Annotated in this window: 18 protein-coding genes; 9 read left to right on the plus strand and 9 right to left on the minus strand. The window is 34.8% G+C overall.

What is annotated here, in order from left to right:
- Positions 1-99: 99 nt before the first annotated feature.
- Positions 100-2,910: a BamA/TamA family outer membrane protein gene (locus tag OO013_RS00410; RefSeq protein WP_266054536.1), complete on the minus strand. Its 2,811-nt coding sequence runs from the start codon at positions 2,908-2,910 to the stop codon at positions 100-102.
- A 59-nt stretch (positions 2,911-2,969) separates the two neighbouring features.
- On the opposite strand from OO013_RS00410, the gene OO013_RS00415 reads away from it, so the two are divergent.
- From OO013_RS00415 to hemF, 6 genes are all read left to right on the plus strand, one after another.
- Positions 2,970-3,668 (plus strand): SOS response-associated peptidase, encoded by a 699-nt coding sequence (locus OO013_RS00415; protein ID WP_266054537.1) that lies wholly within the window; start codon positions 2,970-2,972, stop codon positions 3,666-3,668.
- Between the two features lie 116 nt (positions 3,669-3,784).
- The gene (locus OO013_RS00420) at positions 3,785-4,786 is read left to right on the plus strand and encodes a 3-oxoacyl-ACP synthase III family protein (RefSeq protein WP_266054538.1); all 1,002 of its coding nucleotides are present in this window, start codon (positions 3,785-3,787) and stop codon (positions 4,784-4,786) included.
- 53 nt (positions 4,787-4,839) lie between these two features.
- Positions 4,840-5,067 carry a hypothetical protein gene (locus OO013_RS00425; protein WP_266054539.1) on the plus strand — a complete coding sequence of 76 codons (228 nt, stop codon included), beginning with the start codon at positions 4,840-4,842 and terminating at the stop codon, positions 5,065-5,067.
- Positions 5,067-5,660: a hypothetical protein gene (locus OO013_RS00430; RefSeq protein ID WP_266054540.1), complete on the plus strand. Its 594-nt coding sequence runs from the start codon at positions 5,067-5,069 to the stop codon at positions 5,658-5,660. The genes OO013_RS00425 and OO013_RS00430 overlap by 1 nt, the downstream gene beginning before the upstream one ends.
- Positions 5,661-5,668: 8 nt before the next feature.
- On the plus strand, positions 5,669-6,601 hold the full coding sequence (locus OO013_RS00435; protein WP_266054542.1) for an energy transducer TonB: 933 nt from the start codon (positions 5,669-5,671) through the stop codon (positions 6,599-6,601).
- A 71-nt stretch (positions 6,602-6,672) separates the two neighbouring features.
- Complete coding sequence (gene hemF / locus OO013_RS00440; protein ID WP_266054543.1) at positions 6,673-7,563, plus strand: oxygen-dependent coproporphyrinogen oxidase; 891 nt, start codon at positions 6,673-6,675, stop codon at positions 7,561-7,563.
- A 14-nt stretch (positions 7,564-7,577) separates the two neighbouring features.
- Here hemF and OO013_RS00445 read toward each other — a convergent pair whose 3' ends face one another.
- Both OO013_RS00445 and OO013_RS00450 read right to left on the minus strand, forming a co-directional pair.
- On the minus strand, positions 7,578-8,273 hold the full coding sequence (locus OO013_RS00445) for a LytR/AlgR family response regulator transcription factor (RefSeq protein ID WP_266054545.1): 696 nt from the start codon (positions 8,271-8,273) through the stop codon (positions 7,578-7,580).
- A 57-nt stretch (positions 8,274-8,330) separates the two neighbouring features.
- Positions 8,331-8,918, minus strand: coding sequence for a riboflavin synthase (locus OO013_RS00450; RefSeq protein ID WP_266054546.1), 588 nt, complete (start codon positions 8,916-8,918; stop codon positions 8,331-8,333).
- A gap of 70 nt (positions 8,919-8,988) precedes the next feature.
- Here OO013_RS00450 and OO013_RS00455 point away from each other — a divergent pair, with 70 nt between their 5' ends.
- The 3 genes from OO013_RS00455 to OO013_RS00465 are packed head-to-tail and all read left to right on the plus strand — an operon-like array spanning position 8,989 to position 10,822.
- The gene (locus tag OO013_RS00455; protein ID WP_266054547.1) at positions 8,989-9,654 is read left to right on the plus strand and encodes a protein-L-isoaspartate(D-aspartate) O-methyltransferase; all 666 of its coding nucleotides are present in this window, start codon (positions 8,989-8,991) and stop codon (positions 9,652-9,654) included.
- 8 nt (positions 9,655-9,662) lie between these two features.
- A complete protein-coding gene (locus OO013_RS00460; RefSeq protein WP_266054548.1) occupies positions 9,663-10,202 on the plus strand; it encodes an acyl-CoA thioesterase in 540 nt (179 codons plus the stop codon).
- 2 nt (positions 10,203-10,204) lie between these two features.
- Entirely contained in the window at positions 10,205-10,822 is a 618-nt protein-coding gene (locus OO013_RS00465; protein WP_266054549.1) for a hypothetical protein, read from the plus strand.
- Positions 10,823-10,852: 30 nt separating this feature from the next.
- On the opposite strand, the gene OO013_RS00470 is transcribed toward OO013_RS00465, so the two are convergent.
- From OO013_RS00470 to OO013_RS00495, 6 genes are all read right to left on the minus strand, one after another.
- On the minus strand, positions 10,853-11,305 hold the full coding sequence (locus OO013_RS00470) for a hypothetical protein (protein ID WP_266054550.1): 453 nt from the start codon (positions 11,303-11,305) through the stop codon (positions 10,853-10,855).
- Between the two features lie 59 nt (positions 11,306-11,364).
- Entirely contained in the window at positions 11,365-12,153 is a 789-nt protein-coding gene (locus OO013_RS00475; protein ID WP_266054551.1) for an SGNH/GDSL hydrolase family protein, read from the minus strand.
- A 23-nt stretch (positions 12,154-12,176) separates the two neighbouring features.
- A complete protein-coding gene (locus OO013_RS00480) occupies positions 12,177-13,808 on the minus strand; it encodes a DUF885 domain-containing protein (protein ID WP_266054552.1) in 1,632 nt (543 codons plus the stop codon).
- A 23-nt stretch (positions 13,809-13,831) separates the two neighbouring features.
- Positions 13,832-14,665: an RluA family pseudouridine synthase gene (locus OO013_RS00485; RefSeq protein ID WP_266054553.1), complete on the minus strand. Its 834-nt coding sequence runs from the start codon at positions 14,663-14,665 to the stop codon at positions 13,832-13,834.
- Between the two features lie 32 nt (positions 14,666-14,697).
- Positions 14,698-15,003 (minus strand): hypothetical protein, encoded by a 306-nt coding sequence (locus OO013_RS00490; protein ID WP_266054554.1) that lies wholly within the window; start codon positions 15,001-15,003, stop codon positions 14,698-14,700.
- A gap of 133 nt (positions 15,004-15,136) precedes the next feature.
- Positions 15,137-16,276 carry a peroxiredoxin family protein gene (locus OO013_RS00495; RefSeq protein WP_266054555.1) on the minus strand — a complete coding sequence of 380 codons (1,140 nt, stop codon included), beginning with the start codon at positions 16,274-16,276 and terminating at the stop codon, positions 15,137-15,139.
- Between the last annotated feature and the right edge of the window lie 2 nt (positions 16,277-16,278).

Here is a 16,278-nt window from a genome sequence, read left to right on the forward strand (position 1 = left end):
ATTTTATTTTACAGGGAGCTAAGTTTGAACTCAGACCCAAAAATAATGTTTCAATATCTCAACAAGTAATTTTTTACTGATTTTATTTAAATCTAACCATTAAAATACAAATGTATTCAAAACTAAGTTATATGACACATTTTTGGTATCAGGTCTGTAATTAATATCCACTCCAATAACTATATCTCTTCTTAACCTCATAATATTCAGGTCTGTTTTAATAATTCCACCATAACTTTCCTGATTCATAACGAAATTATTCTCATTGTTTACACCCTTTCCCCTGTCGTAATATATACTTCCACGAAATCGTTTGAAGTAAATAAAGGGACCTATTTTTATATCAGGATACCACAATGGTAGACTATATTCCAACGAAAACATTCCATAATTACCAAATAATCTATTAGAATACCCTCTCACTAAAGGAACTCGGTTACTAAAAATATATAAACTTTCTCCCGTTAGCTGCTGCCAGTATCCGGATCCCCTTAATTTAAAACTATGGTGCTTAAAGAATCCAGGCAGAAATATATCTCCCCAACCATAAACCTGAGAGGCCGAAAAGTCATCGTCATCCAAACTGATTCTGTTACCTGCATTTACCTGAAAACCCCAACGAGGTAAAAAATCTCTGTGTGAGGTTTTTAAAATATGGCTAAACCTTAATGTCAGATCTGTAAATTGAAATGTCCCATTACTTAATTGATCTAAAAACCTGATATCTTGATTATAATTTTCAATAATGGCCTGATTAAATGAAGCTCCTAACAAGAAATTATTAAAATATTTCCCGCTGGTAAAATTCAATGGCAATCTTAATCCGGCAGAAATAATTTCTTCATTCCAGTTAAAATTGACAGTACTCCCTTCAATTGTTCTATCAAGGTTTCTTTGGAGATTTTCATATTCGAAATCGAGAATAACAGGCAATGACTGGTAACTGAATCGGGAAAACCAACCTCTTTCGTCCAAATCAGAAGAAATTCTGTACCCTCCTGTTACAGAATACCTCATTAGGGCATCTCTTGCTCTAAGACCAATGGACATATCCAGGTCGTCATTTAAAACCTCAACACCCCAGGCAAAAGGCATTAAAGCTCCTGGAGATTTATTCTTTGTCTCATTTTTTCTATCCGATTCTGTAAAGGAATTTTTTTGTTGAAGTTGACTATCAAAATCATTTAAACCAAAGGGTTTTATTGGAGTAAGCTCAATTACAGGAAACTGATCTAAATTGTTTACATTCTTTTGGGCAACATTTCTTCCTGCTGCTGTGAGAACATTATAAATCATTTGACCATCCTCTATATAAGGAAAATAATTCCCGTGCCCGGCATTTGTTATTTGCCTGATCTCTCCATTTGCTCTATTAATCGCAATGATGTGATCAATATTATCTATAGGATAAGAAAAAAAGATATGACCTTTGTAACTTTGAGCAGGTCCTGGGGTTCCATTACCTACATTTAATTCCTTTCGAAATCCATTTGTTATATTAATTATCACCAGAACATATTGATTTCCATTCTGTTCAAAAAAACCAATGCGATTTTCATTCACCCAGAATGGAGATATCCACTGCTGATCCAGATCAGATTCTATTTCAAATAATACTTTTTCTTTTTGCAAATCATGAACTTTCAGTACCTGTCCCTGATCATGAAAATAATGTAATGTCAGGCTTCTATCTCTCGTATTGGAAAATAAAAAATTGGTTACACCCTCTCTTTTCATGATCCTTTTTGTCCTTCCCGATTCGATATCGAGAATTCTTACCTGCGTATTGGTCACTTTTTGCCATCTTCTCCCAGGTAGATATTCTACCCATGCAAGCTTATCACCGGCCAATGAGGTTTGATTATTTTGATAAATCAGACCTGCTGTCTTAACCTTTCTGGTTTTATCATTTCTGGTAAACACTACCTGGGAAATATCACCGATGCCATTTCTTACTGATAAAATTCCGTTATTATAATATTTAGGATAATCATAATTGGTATAACGTTTAATATTATTTTTAAACACTAAACCTTCAACTGCATTTTCTTCAGGAATCAGAGATTTATAGTAAGACGACATTTCTTCATAATTCTGATATAAGTTTTTTCCCGTTTTCTTTTTTAATGCCAGGCCATATGAAAAAGGAAAAAACCAATTTGTGCCTGAATTGACCATAGTAGATCCGACAGTTTCATAATCGTAGTTTGAATATAGATATGCAGACATCAGATACCCAAAAACATAATGATTTGGAATATTGTGTTTATATGAACCAAGATATTGTTTTTCGTAATATTTATCTCCGAGCTCTTTAAGGTTTAATAACCATGGCTGATAAAAAGCAGGTAATCTCCCTCTTCCACCCGGGGTAAGCATAGTTTCAATAAAAACGGCATCCCCTTCTGTAAACCAGTCTGGAATTGAAATGGTCCGGATACCAGCAAGAACCTGGTCACCAAATAAAACATATAAAAACTTGTTAAACCCTTTATTAATGGCATCCAATTGAACTACGTGGCGATACTCATGGATTGACACCATATTTAACCAGGGGGCATTACCACTAAGAGAAAAATCCTGAGATGGAGGTGTTTGAATTTCTGATCGCCATGGAAAGAAAGTCACAAAACCATTACTTACCATAGTTTGATTATTATAAATTAACCGAATATGCCTTGGCTTGTGGCCGATCCCTGTATAAATACTTGACTTTAAAGAATCTAAAACTAAAAAGCTTCTTTTTAGTGTTTGACTATGTGCCGAAGGAAATACATAAGTAATATTACCCCGATTTTCAGCTTGCCACTTCTGACCCGGTTTATGCTGCTCCAGTATGGGTTCTTGTGCTAAAAGAAAATAGGGTTGAGTTAAAAATAAAAAGCACAATAACTTGAAATAATTGCCCATTTCGGATTTGATTTTGGATGTTAAATTAATAGTTTTGAATTATACAAAAAAAATTCTTAATGAGCGGTAGATATTCACTGATATCAAAGAAAGAAAAACTTGAAGTTAGGTTTAATGTAGAGTTTAAAAAAGACTTATTAGCAGCATACAATGTTGCGCCCACTAAACTCATGCCTGTTATAACTTCCGGGAAAGAAAAAGGTATCAGTTGGTTTTATTGGGGAATCACACCAGACATGGCTAAGAATAAATCTGTTAGCCATAAATTATATTCTGCTTCAGATAAAGACCTGACTGAAAAATTCAGTTTTAAAAAAGCTTTATCCGAAAGAAGATGCATCATTCCCGCAGATGGATATTACGAATGGAAGAAACTCGGAAAAAAAAGTCAGATTCCTTACCGGGTTATCAGATATGATAATGAACCTTTTTCATTCGCGGGAATATGGGATGAATATGAGGCTGATAATGGAGAAATGGTTCATACCTTCAGAATAATCACAACTAATTCAAATGATGATATTTCAGAGATCAGCAATTCAATGCCTGTAATTTTCAATAAAGACCAGGAAAAAATCTGGCTTGACCCTGACTCTACCACTGATGAACTAATTGATTTATTAAAGGCTCCTGAAGAAGAACTTCTTTCTTTTTATTCAATTGCTCCTTTAATCAATTCCCCAAATAGTGATGGCCCTGCCTTAATTGAACCTGCTCCTCCTGTTGATCAGAATGGAAATTATACTCTTTTTCAATAATTAATTAGATTTTTCAAATTATTGGATTTAACCAAGGGTAATTAAAATGCTTTTTTACCCTAATTTGATTAATTTGAAAGTTAATTTTTAATTAAATTGACATTAAAAGAATAAACATGAAAAACTCAAGAATAGCAGGAGTCGGTCACTACGTCCCCGAAAAAGTAGTAACCAATGATGATCTTGCAAAACTAATGGATACATCTGATGAATGGATCAGAGAAAGAACCGGCATCAGAGAACGCCGTTACTATAACCCCGATATAGACACGACAGCAAACATGGGTGTTAAAGCTGCCAGAATGGCTTTGGATGATGCTGGACTTCAACCTTCGGATATAGATTTCATAGTATTTGCAACATTATCTCCTGACTATTTCTTTCCTGGCCCTGGAGTTACTGTTCAGGAAGAGCTGGGCATTGATACCATAGGGGCATTGGATGTAAGAAACCAATGTTCAGGATTTATATATGCTTTATCAGTTGGTGATAATTTCATTAAAACAGGCATGTATAATAATGTTCTGGTTATCGGTTCTGAAATTCACAGTAGTGGATTAGATTTTAGCAATGAGGGAAGAAGTGTTTCAGTTATATTTGGTGATGGAGCAGGTGCTGTTGTATTAAGTCCATCGGAAAATAACGAAAAAGGAATACTTTCAACGCATTTACATTCAGAAGGCAAATTTGCAAAAGAGTTATGCGTAGTGGCTCCAAGTAGTTCTGGACATGAAAGACTTACTGAAGATATGATGAAGCCAGGAGGATTGATTTATCCGATTATGAACGGAAACTACGTTTTTAAGCACGCAGTACAGCGATTCCCGGAGGTAATCAGTGAAGCTTTGAAACATAATGGATATTCTCCTCAGGATATAGATGTACTTATACCACACCAGGCAAATTTAAGAATCACAAAATTTGTTCAGGAAACAATGAAGCTATCAGATGAGAAAGTCATAAGTAATATTCAAAAATATGGTAATACTACGGCTGCATCTATTCCAATAGCACTAAGCGAAGCAAAACAAGAAGGTAAAATAAAAGAAAATGATCTGGTATGTCTTGCTGCATTTGGCAGTGGTTTTACATGGGCATCCGCTTTGATCAGATGGTAAATTATTCAGGGAGGGATTTATTCCCTTCCCATTTTTTAAACCCGACCAGAACAATGAAAACATCAAAATACAATCCAAGCGTACTTGAGGTAAAGATTGCTGAAGCTATTTCAAATCTAAAAAATGAGATAGCCAAAGAAATTGGTATCGATGAAGAAATTCATATTACAGAAAATACCGAGATCGATAATCCAACAGTTACTCTCCATCTTACTGACGAAGATGGTGATAAACACGAGGTGGTTATTAAAATAATCCAAAGACCAGACCAACATCATTAATGAGCCTTAATTTATCAGAAAATGAAATAAAATGTTTAAAAGAAGTTGAATTTTGGCGTCTCTCAAAGGAGGTAAATAAAAAACTGGAGGTTTTTCTCTATGATATTCAACACGAATATGAAGCTATTTTGAATGACTCTTCTAATCAAAATATTCAATTTTTGTCGTCTAGTCACAGAAAGGTTTCCAAAGGAAATAATTATAAAGGCCTTCCCTATCTCGTGCTGGATTATCCTGCAATTTTTGACCGTAAAAATATCTTTACTATCAGAACTATGATATGGTGGGGAAAATTCATTAGTCTCCACTTAATTCTAAAAGGAAAGCCATTAAACGATCTGAAAAGTGCAATAAAATCCAAAAAAAGTTTTCTATCTGATAAAAACTTCTATTTTTGTATTGATAAAACTCCGTGGAACCATGATTTTTCTCCGGACAAACATATACAATATGAGGTTTTAACCGATGAAATTTTTGATAAACAATCGGAAAACTTTATAAAAACAGGTAAATATTGTGATGTAATAGGTTTTGAAGATTGGCAGGATTTCTGTACTACTAACTTCAAAAATTTAATATATACCTTAAAGTAATTTTTTTTATGGGGACTTTAAGAATTTTAATCGGAACATTAGTGCTATTTATTAGTTTTTCATTGTCGGCCCAATCTAACTGGAATTGGGGTAAAGATGAAGCACAGGCAAAAAAGGAATGGAAATCATTCAATCAGGCCTTAGTTAACAAGGACTGGGCTGGATCGAAGCCGCATCTCGAATGGCTGTTATTTTATGCCCCAAAACTAAATGAGGAATTATATGACAAGGGTCAACTTGTTTATCGTTTATTATCGTTAAAAGCTCCGAGCGAAGAAAAAAAAGAAGAATACAAGCAAAAGGTTAACGAACTTTCGATTTTAAAATCAGACTACTTTGGTCAGGATCAACATTTTTTTGTTGTCAATGAAAATGTTACAGCATCAAACGAATCTGAAAAGGAAGAAGAATCATTTAGTGTTAACGAATCCGAGGAACAGGAGGAAAATGATGAACAGTCTGAAACTACCCCTGTAGAGGTTAAGGAAGAAACAACTGTGACAGCAGAAAATAATTCTGCAGAGGATAAGGAAGAAACAACTGCGCAATCAGAAAATGATTCAGAAGAAGATATTGAAGTTGCAATTGGTACGGTTGATTTATCAATTCAACTTGAAGATGATAATTCTGTTCACATCACAGCAGAGGAGAAGGCACAATTCGATGGTGGACCTGAGGCTTTTGGCAAATTTTTGAGAAAAAATTTAAGTTACCCAAAAGAAGCTGTTAAAACCAAAACTCAAGGAAAAGTGTATGTTAGCTTTATTGTTGAAAAAGATGGTTCTTTAAGCGAATTAAATGTACTCAAAGGACTCGGTCATGGTTGTGATGCAGAAACTATACGAGTAATGTCTAAATCACCAAATTGGATTCCTGCCAGGAATAAAGGAATAACAGTAAGACAACAAGTCACTATACCAATAGTATTTAGAATGGAATAATTAAATAGATAGTTAAATAAAATTTAAAACAGGTAGAACTCTTCTACCTGTTTTTTTTGTTTCTTTGTGGTATGGTTGATAAAAATTCTATTACAAACTGGTTCACCTCTTTACAGGACGAAATATGTGATATTCTGGAAAACACAGATGGAAGAGGTAAATTCATTGAAGATGCATGGGAACGACCTGGTGGTGGTGGCGGTAAGACACGTATTATAGCTGATGGTAATATCATTGAAAAAGGAGCTGTAAACTTCAGTGCTGTTTATGGCGAAACACCAAAGAAAATACTGGATGCCTTAAATCTTGCAAATGCTGATTTTTATGCAACTGGTGTTTCAACTATTCAACATCCTTTTAATCCCTTTGTGCCAATAATACATATGAATGTGCGATACTTCGAAATGAGTGATGGCACATGGTGGTTTGGTGGTGGAATAGATCTTACTCCTCATTATGTTAATATAGAAGACGCAAAGGAATTTCATACTGAATTAAAAGCAATCTGCGATAATCACGACCCGGATTACTATGATAAATTTAAAACCTGGGCTGATGACTATTTTTATGTAAAGCATAGAAAAGAAACCAGAGGTGTGGGAGGTATATTCTTTGATCGGTTAAACGATAAGCCAAAGGAAGAGATTTTTCAATTTGTAAAGGATGTAGGAAGAATGTTTGCTCCTTTTTATAAGAAAATGATGGAGAGACATCATCAGGATAACTTTAATGAAAATAATATTAAGTGGAGAAATCTCAGACGTGGAAGATATGTCGAATTTAACCTGGTCTGGGATAAAGGCACAAAATTTGGTTTAGACACTGATGGTCGGACAGAATCAATTCTCGCAAGCCTTCCTCCTTACGCAATGTGGCCATATAAATATGAACCAGATAAAACCGAGCAAAAAACTATTGATTTGCTTAAAAAAGATATTGACTGGATAAATAAAAAGGCCTGAGATCAGGCCTTTTTCTATTTCAATATATTTAATCTTTTCATGAAGCTTTCCTTATAGCTAGCTCCTACTGGAATATATTTATCTTTAATAACGATATTGAGATCTTCAAGAGATTCAATTTTCTTGGTGTTTACTATATAAGATCGGTGTACCCTTACAAACATACTCTGAGGTAGCCTGTTGATCAATCCCTTCATCGTACTGTGAACAATATATTTCTTATTCGCAGTATTGATCATAACATAGTCAGCCAGAGCTTCAATAAAATAAATTTCCTCAAGTTGTAACCTGACCAACTTCGAATCAGATTTGACGTAAATTTCATCAAACCGTTCATTTCGTTGTCTAAAAGCATCAATATTAGCTTTAGCCTTATTAATTGCTTTTATAAAACGACTGTATTCTATTGGTTTAACAAGGTAGTCTGTAGCACTATTCTCAAATGCCTCGATAGCATAATTCTCATCCCCTGTTATCAATATAACCTGGTAATTCTCATCCAGACTTTTCATGAGCTCCATACCAGTCATTTCCGGCATGTTGATATCTACTAATAGTATATCAACATCATCTTCCTGGAGAACATTTATTGCTTCGATAGCACTACTACATTCTTGAGTTAATGTTAAGCCCTTTGTTTTTTCGACGAAATTTTTAGCTATACCTCTTGATAAAGCCTCATCGTCAACAATCATACACCTATAATCCATATAATAAAAAATCTTCCGACTAGTTGAACGCTTTTACAATATAATGTTTCAATATTGTTAGCGGTAATATTCTGTTAATTTTTTTACGTATTTTCCTATAATATCAAATTCTATATTTACATCATCGCCTTTATTAAGTTTACCCATATTGGTATGCTCCATGGTATAAGGAATTATAGTAACCTTAAAAGATTGGGTAGTCACATCAAAACAGGTAAGACTTATTCCATTGACAGTAACTGATCCTTTTTCTACCATTAAAGGTGAAGGCTCACTTAGATTAAAAGTAAAAACTGTACTTCCCTCGGCATTTTCAATCTCATAAACTACGGCTTTCTGATCGACATGTCCCTGAACTACATGTCCATCAAATCTACCTTTAGCAGACATTGCCCTTTCCAGATTGATCTTATCCCCAGGTTTCCAGTTACCAAGATTTGATTTCTTTAATGTTTCATTGACAGCAGTCACCTTGTGAGTGCCATTTTCAACATCTGTAACTGTAAGACAAACACCGTCGTGACTCACGCTTTCATCAGCACTTAACTCATTGCTGATTTCACTTTCAACTACAAAATGTTTATTCAAACCTTCAGTCTGAATTTCAATGACTTTCCCCAGAGTTTCTATGATTCCTGTGAACATATATCCAAAACTATATCTAATGAGTTAACTTTACTGTAAATATTTACAATAATACTAAATATCCGGAAAAGTGTTTGCTGCAGTATTTGAAGATAACTACCGTACAAAAGGTTTAAGAAGAAATCTTGTAAAACAAATTGAAAACAAGGGTATTCGGGACACCAGGGTACTCGAAGCAATTAATAATGTCCCAAGACATTATTTTTTCGACCAGGCTTTACTCGAACACGCTTACCAGGATAAGGCATTTCCTATTGGTGAAGGCCAAACTATCTCTCAGCCATATACCGTTGCTTTTCAGACAGAACTTTTGGAAGTTGAGCCCGGGAACAAAATTCTTGAAATTGGAACCGGAAGTGGCTACCAGGCTTGTATTTTACTGGAATTAGGAGCTAAAGTCATTACAATTGAATACCAGAAGAAACTGTACGAACAAACAAGAAAAGTTTTACCAAAAATGGGTTACAATGCAACATTTTTACAAGGTGATGGTTCTCAAGGTGTGCCCCGGCATGCACCTTTTGACCGCATAATTGTAACGGCAGGTGCTCCAATTGTTCCAAAACCATTGATAGAACAATTAAAAGTCGGAGGTATTTTAGTTATTCCTGTCGGGGATAACCAAAGGCAAAAGATGGTAAAAGTTAAAAAAATTGAAGAGAACAAAATCTCGAAAAAAGAATACGATTTATTTAGTTTTGTACCTTTAAAAGGAAAACACGGTTGGGGAAATTAAAAAACACAATGGCTAAAAAGCAGAAATTTGCTAAAGAATCAGCAGTAACAATGACTGAAATGGTTCTTCCAAACGATACCAATACATTAAACAACCTTATGGGAGGAAGATTAATGCATTGGATGGATATTGTATCGGCAATTGCCGCTCAGAAGCATTCTAACAGGGTAGTTGTTACTGCTTCAGTAGATAATATTTCATTTAGAAAACCTATAAAGCTAGGTAATGTCGTTTCGCTAAAAGCACAGGTCACCAGGGCTTTTAGTTCTTCCATGGAGGTATTTATTGAGGTTACTGCTGAGGATATTCCGGCAAATAAACGTTATACTTGTAATAGTGCCTTTTTTACTTTTGTTGCCGTTGATCAAAGTGGGCGTCCTATTGATGTTCCGGAAGTGGTACCGGAAACAGAAGAAGAAAAAGAACATTATGCAGGAGCACTTAGAAGGAGGCAATTACGTTTGGTTTTAGCAAAACGGATGAAACCTGCTGAGGCTACAGAATTGAAGGCTCTTTTTGAAAATTTAGAACCATTAAAAGAAGATTAAATATGGATAATCAGGAAAATGATCACCTTCCCCTGGTATTTGATGATATTATTTTTTTAAAGGAGGATGATATTGACTTCCATCTGACTTCCGGTGAAAATAAAGTTCCTGATATTCCAGAAGAATCAGATGATTCGATTACCGAAGAAAGTTCAAGTGTTGAATCTACTGAACCAGAAACTCAGGAATCCGTTGAAAGTATGGCTTCATCAGAAGAAATTGTTGTCGAAGCAGAACAAACCTCACCAGAAATTCCGGAGGCTGATAGCCCTGCACTATACGAAGGAGGAAATAAAAAGGCTGTAAGTATTTATGCATCTCAATTATCAGATCCTGAAAAAGCCTTTTTAATCAAGGTAATAAGTGCGGTAAACTTAAATATGGAAGATATCGCACTTACTACAGAAATTGATTCATTATTTATGATTGAACCGCAGGAGGTAGTAATCAGTTTTGGTAGTGAAGAACTTCTACAGGGACCATTTGCAGGCCAAAACTTATATGAAGTGGATGACGTTGGTGATGTGAAATCCTTGTTGTGCGACAAGCTGGAAACTGTTGCAGCTAATAAAGAACTTAAAATGAAACTCTGGCAAGGGTTGAAAGAAATATTCAATTAAAAAAAGGTGAGAATATTCTCACCTTTTTAATTATATCTTTATTTTGAATACACCTGTTTCCTCCACAAATTCATATTCTACATTAGAAATAACCACCTCGTTATATTCAGTGTAGCTACAACAATCATCATTTTTTCTTACCGCATCTACTTTAAGTTTAAACAGCTCATTACCGGAATGATCAAACCGATAATTGACAATTTCTGTTTCCCATCCAATTGATTTTAATTGAATAATATTGATATTATTTTCACTGATGAAATCATATTCAATAGTAGATTCATCCACGATATTTATAATTTGTATTTGGTCAAGTTCATACGTTCCGTTGGAAAATAAATTTTCGCCGGTTTCTTTATCGACTAATTCAAAATTAAATGGCTCGGGAGGAGTAAAACACGTTGGGCAGTCATTCTCTAAACTACAGGATGATAAACCTGTAAGAAAAAGAAAAATGAAACCAGGTAGTAATAAAAATCTCATAACTCAATATTTACTAGTTGAAAATAAATTAGATTTTTAAGGCTTCAAAAATAATGCCACTAACTAATTTTAGTTGTCTTATTTACTATAAAATTGGCCATGTCAATTGCTAAAATCTTATATGTGAATTCTGTAGGATGGACGCCATCACTAAAAAACTGAATATCAGTTTCAAGATAATTTCTATATTTTCTTTCCCACTCACTAATTTTAATTTCCTCTTTATTATAAAATACGTTATCAAACTCTTTTACAGTATCATTTAATACGTCCCCTAATATTTCAACAAGATTTCCAAAAGTAAATTTTAATGATGTGGTAAAAGCAGGAAACTCTTTTATCGGTGGCATATTGTTAAAGTAAATCGGGGTTGTTGGATATTTAATCCTGAGATTTTTTATTAATAATCGTAGTTGATTTCTCCACCTGAAGGGTGAATTAAACTCAAAAGCATCATTTGCACCAAGCCCAACAACTATAATGTCTACTTTTTCTTCTTTTATTTTAGGAATCAATTCTCTATTTACGTCTCTGACAGTATATCCGCTTTTTGCGAATACTTTCCAGTTTACATTTGACTGATAAATTTCAGCTAATTCCTTTGCCAATATTCCTGTAAATCCTTGTGCATTACTTCTAGAACCTACACCTGCTATTGTACTCTCTCCTATTGCAATTAAATTTATTGTCTTTTCAAAATTCCTGTCTATAAAACCGTTTAAATCCTTGGCTTCAGGAAGTTGTGGAATTGTCCTCTTGATTTTGTATCCATCAAAAATAAGAAAAGGAAAAAGTGGCAATGATAAAACTGAACCAATGATATACTTTATGTTCGGATTAAGCTTCATCTTATTGATTATCTGTTATATTATTAAAATTCAGCTTTTTCTCCTGTTAATTCCCAGGCTGCAAGAGTCATCGGGATATTCCCAATAGAATTAAGGGTATCAAAAAACTGTTTTAATCTAAAGTCCTCTCCCCCAATTTCTTGTTGCAAGGCATATTCCATCATTGCTTTTTCAGCAAGATATTTACCGGTAATATAGCTTGTCCCATATCCCGGTTGACGCATATAAAGATGCTGTTCAAAGATCATTAATTCCTTTTCTGTTTTCATCCACCCTCTCGGGGTATATTCAGTATGGATGCCACCAGCATCTTCCATTGACATCATGTTTGCATGAGCGTACAACGAGCCCAATCCCCTGGCAGCTCTCTGGGCGATCATAATATAAACTATTTCTCTAACTCTCGGATCATCATCATATAATCCGGCATCCATAAACATTTCTTCCACAGCTGTAGCCAGACCTTCATTTCTCGAATCAAAAATATTGTAAAGTAACGGACCTCTCCGAATAATACTTTCATTAGGCTCTGAATCCATCCTTGCAAGTTCAAACCAATGATAGAAATGTGAATACAGTGGTCTGGGATCATAATGAGCCCCTATCCAGAAAAAATGACGTTTATCTTCCGGAACAAATTTACCAAGTTGAGCTTCCAAAGCCGGTTTAAAATATTCTTTGACAGTAACTATCTCGTCATCTTCTAAAAAGGTTAGTAAACTTTCAGCCGAACGTTGAGCAAGTTCAGTATAATCAGCTTTAGTATTGACAGCATCAAGTTTTGGCAGGCTCCTATTTCGATGTTCTTCAAGTTTTAGTGAAGACCATGCCCTTGCCAGTTCTCTTTTCATAAGCATGACCTCATCCTCCCAGGTTAAGGGAACAAGGTGGACGTTTTGTAAATACCAGGTATAATTTTCTTTTCCAATTCCTGAAGGTCCGTTCTTGTTTTCTGCTTCAGCTTTTAACCATTGAGAAAAATCCTTAGTTGATACAATTGCTTCCTCAATTACATTTATCAATTTCTTATCATTTTTTACTCCCGGAAGCTCTTTAATACTTTGCAGGTCTATTATTTGAGTTTCTATATCCCTGATTCCTGTAATCCACAAATCTTTTGCATTTCCCGTCAAGTTTTCTTTTGCTTGTTTATTAAGGATGGGGATAACTTCAAGATCATTAATAAGACCCTTTTTATCCCCCTTATTCAAAGGGAATTCATACGACCATAGTTCTGTAGTTCTATGATGCGTAGGCCCCTCATGGGCTGGCACATCGCTCCTGGCCATCCATAAAGTCTTATAAAAGGCAGGATCCCTCACCCATGGCTTTAGGATGTTATAATTGAAATCGTATCCATTCATTTCAGCAAAGACGATATGCCAGTCTACTTTTTGGGAAACAGACCATCCAGTTGTATCAATTGCCATTAACTTATCCTTAAGTAATAGAAAGTCAGGCCACCTTTTATCAAAAGTGCTTCTGCTATAATCTGGAGCACCATTTTTTAAAGGAGGCATTTCAAATTCTCTCCACTCGATAAATAGATTTTCAAGAGCTGAATAGTCAGTCAATTGATTAGTTTCAACATTAGATTGAGCACGGAAACCATTATTTATAAAAAGAATAATTGCTGCAAAATATAATACTCTCATCTAATAAAGATAAAATATTATATCTATGATCCGAATAGCTTTGTAAATTTCCTGGGTAGATCGATCTCTAACGTTAATTTTTCATTAGTGACCGGATGGTTAAATTCTAATTTATTAGCACATAAAAAAAGCCCCTTCCCCCTATCAAATCCATGGTATAATTTATCCCCTACTATCGGAAATCCACTATTTGAGCAATGGATCCTTAACTGGTGTGTTCTACCAGTTAGTGGTGATAATTTTAAGAGTGAAAACCTGGAATCTTTAGATGTACCAATCCTTTCATAAATTGTTTCTGCATGCTTACCTTCGATTCCCTCTTCTATTTTCCCACAATCATCGGGGGTTCCGGTTACTACAGCATGGTATATTTTATTTACTTCTCTGGATTTTAATAATTCCCCTAGTTTTATCCGGGTAATTTTATCTTTAGCAACAATCACAAGACCACAAGTTGCACTATCTAATCGATGGACAGGTCTGGGAAGATAGTCCTTATTACAATTCAGGTTAACAGGTAATGCATTTTCAAGAGATTTAAAGACATTACCACTAGTGGATAATCCTCCGGGTTTATTCACTACTGCAAGATATTCATCTTCATAGACAACAGGAATATCTATCGAATATTGAGGCCTTGTAGGGGTATTTTCTTCAAGCAGAGAGATAACCATTCCTTCCTTTACCCATACACCTGTTGTTGCAATATCACCATCGATTAAAAGCCTGTTTTTAGTTATTGCCTTTTTAACGCTTTTCCTGGAAGGCAGATCATTAAAAACCCCCACTGCATAATCACTTAATCTTTGCAGGGGCGCATAATTTTGAACATAGTGATTTTCGATGATTTCAGGCATTATATTAAATTATGCCGTTAAGTTAATCATTACTACTCTTTAATCTTAACAGGTACAGTAGTATAAAAGAAAGCACTGCGGTCAACTTCCTCCAGACGAACCTTTAGTTCATCCGAGGTATTAATATCCGTTATGTTGACATCTAATTCTTCACTGTCCACTATCCTAACATCAATAGTTCCATTTTCATTGACAGGAACTGTAGTAAACTGAGTTGAAGTCGGATTAGGACCTTCAGCATAAGCTTTATCGAATAAGTTTATATTTTGAAACGATATGAATGTCAAATTCAGGGCGATGATGGTTAATAGTACCTTCGTGTAATTATCCGTTTTCATGGTTTTAGTTTTTATTTCACCAATGCTCTAACAAATTTTATTCCACCTTAAAAACATATTTTATTCAAAAGAGATAAAGCACAAAAAAAGGTGGAGTTCTCACCCCACCTTCACATCTAAATTATATTCTTTGTTATTCCGTATCGTATATCTCTGAAAGCTTATCGTGAAGTGATTGTCCACGAAGATTTTTAGCCACAATCTTTCCTTCCGGATCAACTAAAATACTAAATGGTATTCCTGTAATATTATACAAATCAGCAACTTTTGATTGTGTTGCAGACAATTCAGAAACCTGTGTCCAGGTCAAATTATCTTCTTCTATTGCCTGCAGCCATTTATCTCTGCTTCTGTCTAATGAAACTCCAAGAATCTGAAATCCTTTACCCTTATATTTATCATAAGCAGCCACAACATTTGGATTTTCCATCCTGCATGGCTTGCACCATTGAGCCCAAAAGTCTACTAGCACGTATTCTCCTCTGAAATCACTTAACCTAACAGTATCACCATCTGGCGTTGGTAATGCAAAATCAGGTGCTTCAGCTCCAATTGCGAGTTTAGCTTCCTTACCCACCTGGTCCTTAAATGGCATGTAGAAATCAGCATCAGGATAGGCCTCTTCATATTTGGCCACTAAATTTCTCATGAAATCCACATTTTCACCAACAGGTAATAATCTTGCAGCTTCAATACCTACGATTGAAGGAAGGATATCATTTATCTTATTTTTTAATTCTTCTTGAAATCCCTTTTGCTTCTTTCTAATAACTTCAGCTAGAGAATCAGCTGCTTGCATATTTTTCTTTGATGCATTCTTTTGATAAGCCAGCATGAGATTCCTGTTTTCCATCTGGAAGTTTTTGACCATCTCACTAACCTCATTATAATAATTATAGTCGTCTGAGCCTTCTATCTTAACTGATTCTTTTGGATTATCCATATCGATAGACATTTCTATATCATCACCATCGTATGGAATAAAAACTTGTTCGTTATTACCAAAATTAAAAGCAACAAAAGCAGGTTGAGATACTGTCAATGTTCCTTCGAAATTACCATCTTCATCAACTTGCAGAGTATCGATTACAATGAATCTGTTATTCTCCTGCCTTGAAACAGTAACCTGTGCAACAGCACTTCCATTTATTATCTCTCCCTGTACTTTCCCTGAATATTTACCGTTTGATTCTTCAGTATCATTTCCGGTTTCATTACAAGAAATTATTGCAGTTAATAAAAATAGAATAAAACTAAATTTTAATAGCTTCATAA

This window comes from Mangrovivirga halotolerans, from assembly GCF_026241165.1.
In the GTDB taxonomy this organism is placed as follows: domain Bacteria; phylum Bacteroidota; class Bacteroidia; order Cytophagales; family Cyclobacteriaceae; genus Mangrovivirga; species Mangrovivirga halotolerans.

Bases quoted from the DNA above. Each gene is read 5' to 3' on its own strand.
- OO013_RS00410 (WP_266054536.1), bottom strand. From the start codon at position 2,910: ATGGGCAATTATTTCAAGTTATTGTGCTTTTTATTTTTAACTCAACCC.
- OO013_RS00415 (WP_266054537.1), top strand. From the start codon at position 2,970: ATGAGCGGTAGATATTCACTGATATCAAAGAAAGAAAAACTTGAAGTT.
- OO013_RS00420 (WP_266054538.1), top strand. From the start codon at position 3,785: ATGAAAAACTCAAGAATAGCAGGAGTCGGTCACTACGTCCCCGAAAAA.
- OO013_RS00425 (WP_266054539.1), top strand. From the start codon at position 4,840: ATGAAAACATCAAAATACAATCCAAGCGTACTTGAGGTAAAGATTGCT.
- OO013_RS00430 (WP_266054540.1), top strand. From the start codon at position 5,067: ATGAGCCTTAATTTATCAGAAAATGAAATAAAATGTTTAAAAGAAGTT.
- OO013_RS00435 (WP_266054542.1), top strand. From the start codon at position 5,669: ATGGGGACTTTAAGAATTTTAATCGGAACATTAGTGCTATTTATTAGT.
- hemF (WP_266054543.1), top strand. From the start codon at position 6,673: ATGGTTGATAAAAATTCTATTACAAACTGGTTCACCTCTTTACAGGAC.
- OO013_RS00445 (WP_266054545.1), bottom strand. From the start codon at position 8,273: ATGGATTATAGGTGTATGATTGTTGACGATGAGGCTTTATCAAGAGGT.
- OO013_RS00450 (WP_266054546.1), bottom strand. From the start codon at position 8,918: ATGTTCACAGGAATCATAGAAACTCTGGGGAAAGTCATTGAAATTCAG.
- OO013_RS00460 (WP_266054548.1), top strand. From the start codon at position 9,663: ATGGCTAAAAAGCAGAAATTTGCTAAAGAATCAGCAGTAACAATGACT.
- OO013_RS00465 (WP_266054549.1), top strand. From the start codon at position 10,205: ATGGATAATCAGGAAAATGATCACCTTCCCCTGGTATTTGATGATATT.
- OO013_RS00470 (WP_266054550.1), bottom strand. From the start codon at position 11,305: ATGAGATTTTTATTACTACCTGGTTTCATTTTTCTTTTTCTTACAGGT.
- OO013_RS00475 (WP_266054551.1), bottom strand. From the start codon at position 12,153: ATGAAGCTTAATCCGAACATAAAGTATATCATTGGTTCAGTTTTATCA.
- OO013_RS00480 (WP_266054552.1), bottom strand. From the start codon at position 13,808: ATGAGAGTATTATATTTTGCAGCAATTATTCTTTTTATAAATAATGGT.
- OO013_RS00485 (WP_266054553.1), bottom strand. From the start codon at position 14,665: ATGCCTGAAATCATCGAAAATCACTATGTTCAAAATTATGCGCCCCTG.
- OO013_RS00490 (WP_266054554.1), bottom strand. From the start codon at position 15,003: ATGAAAACGGATAATTACACGAAGGTACTATTAACCATCATCGCCCTG.
- OO013_RS00495 (WP_266054555.1), bottom strand. From the start codon at position 16,276: ATGAAGCTATTAAAATTTAGTTTTATTCTATTTTTATTAACTGCAATA.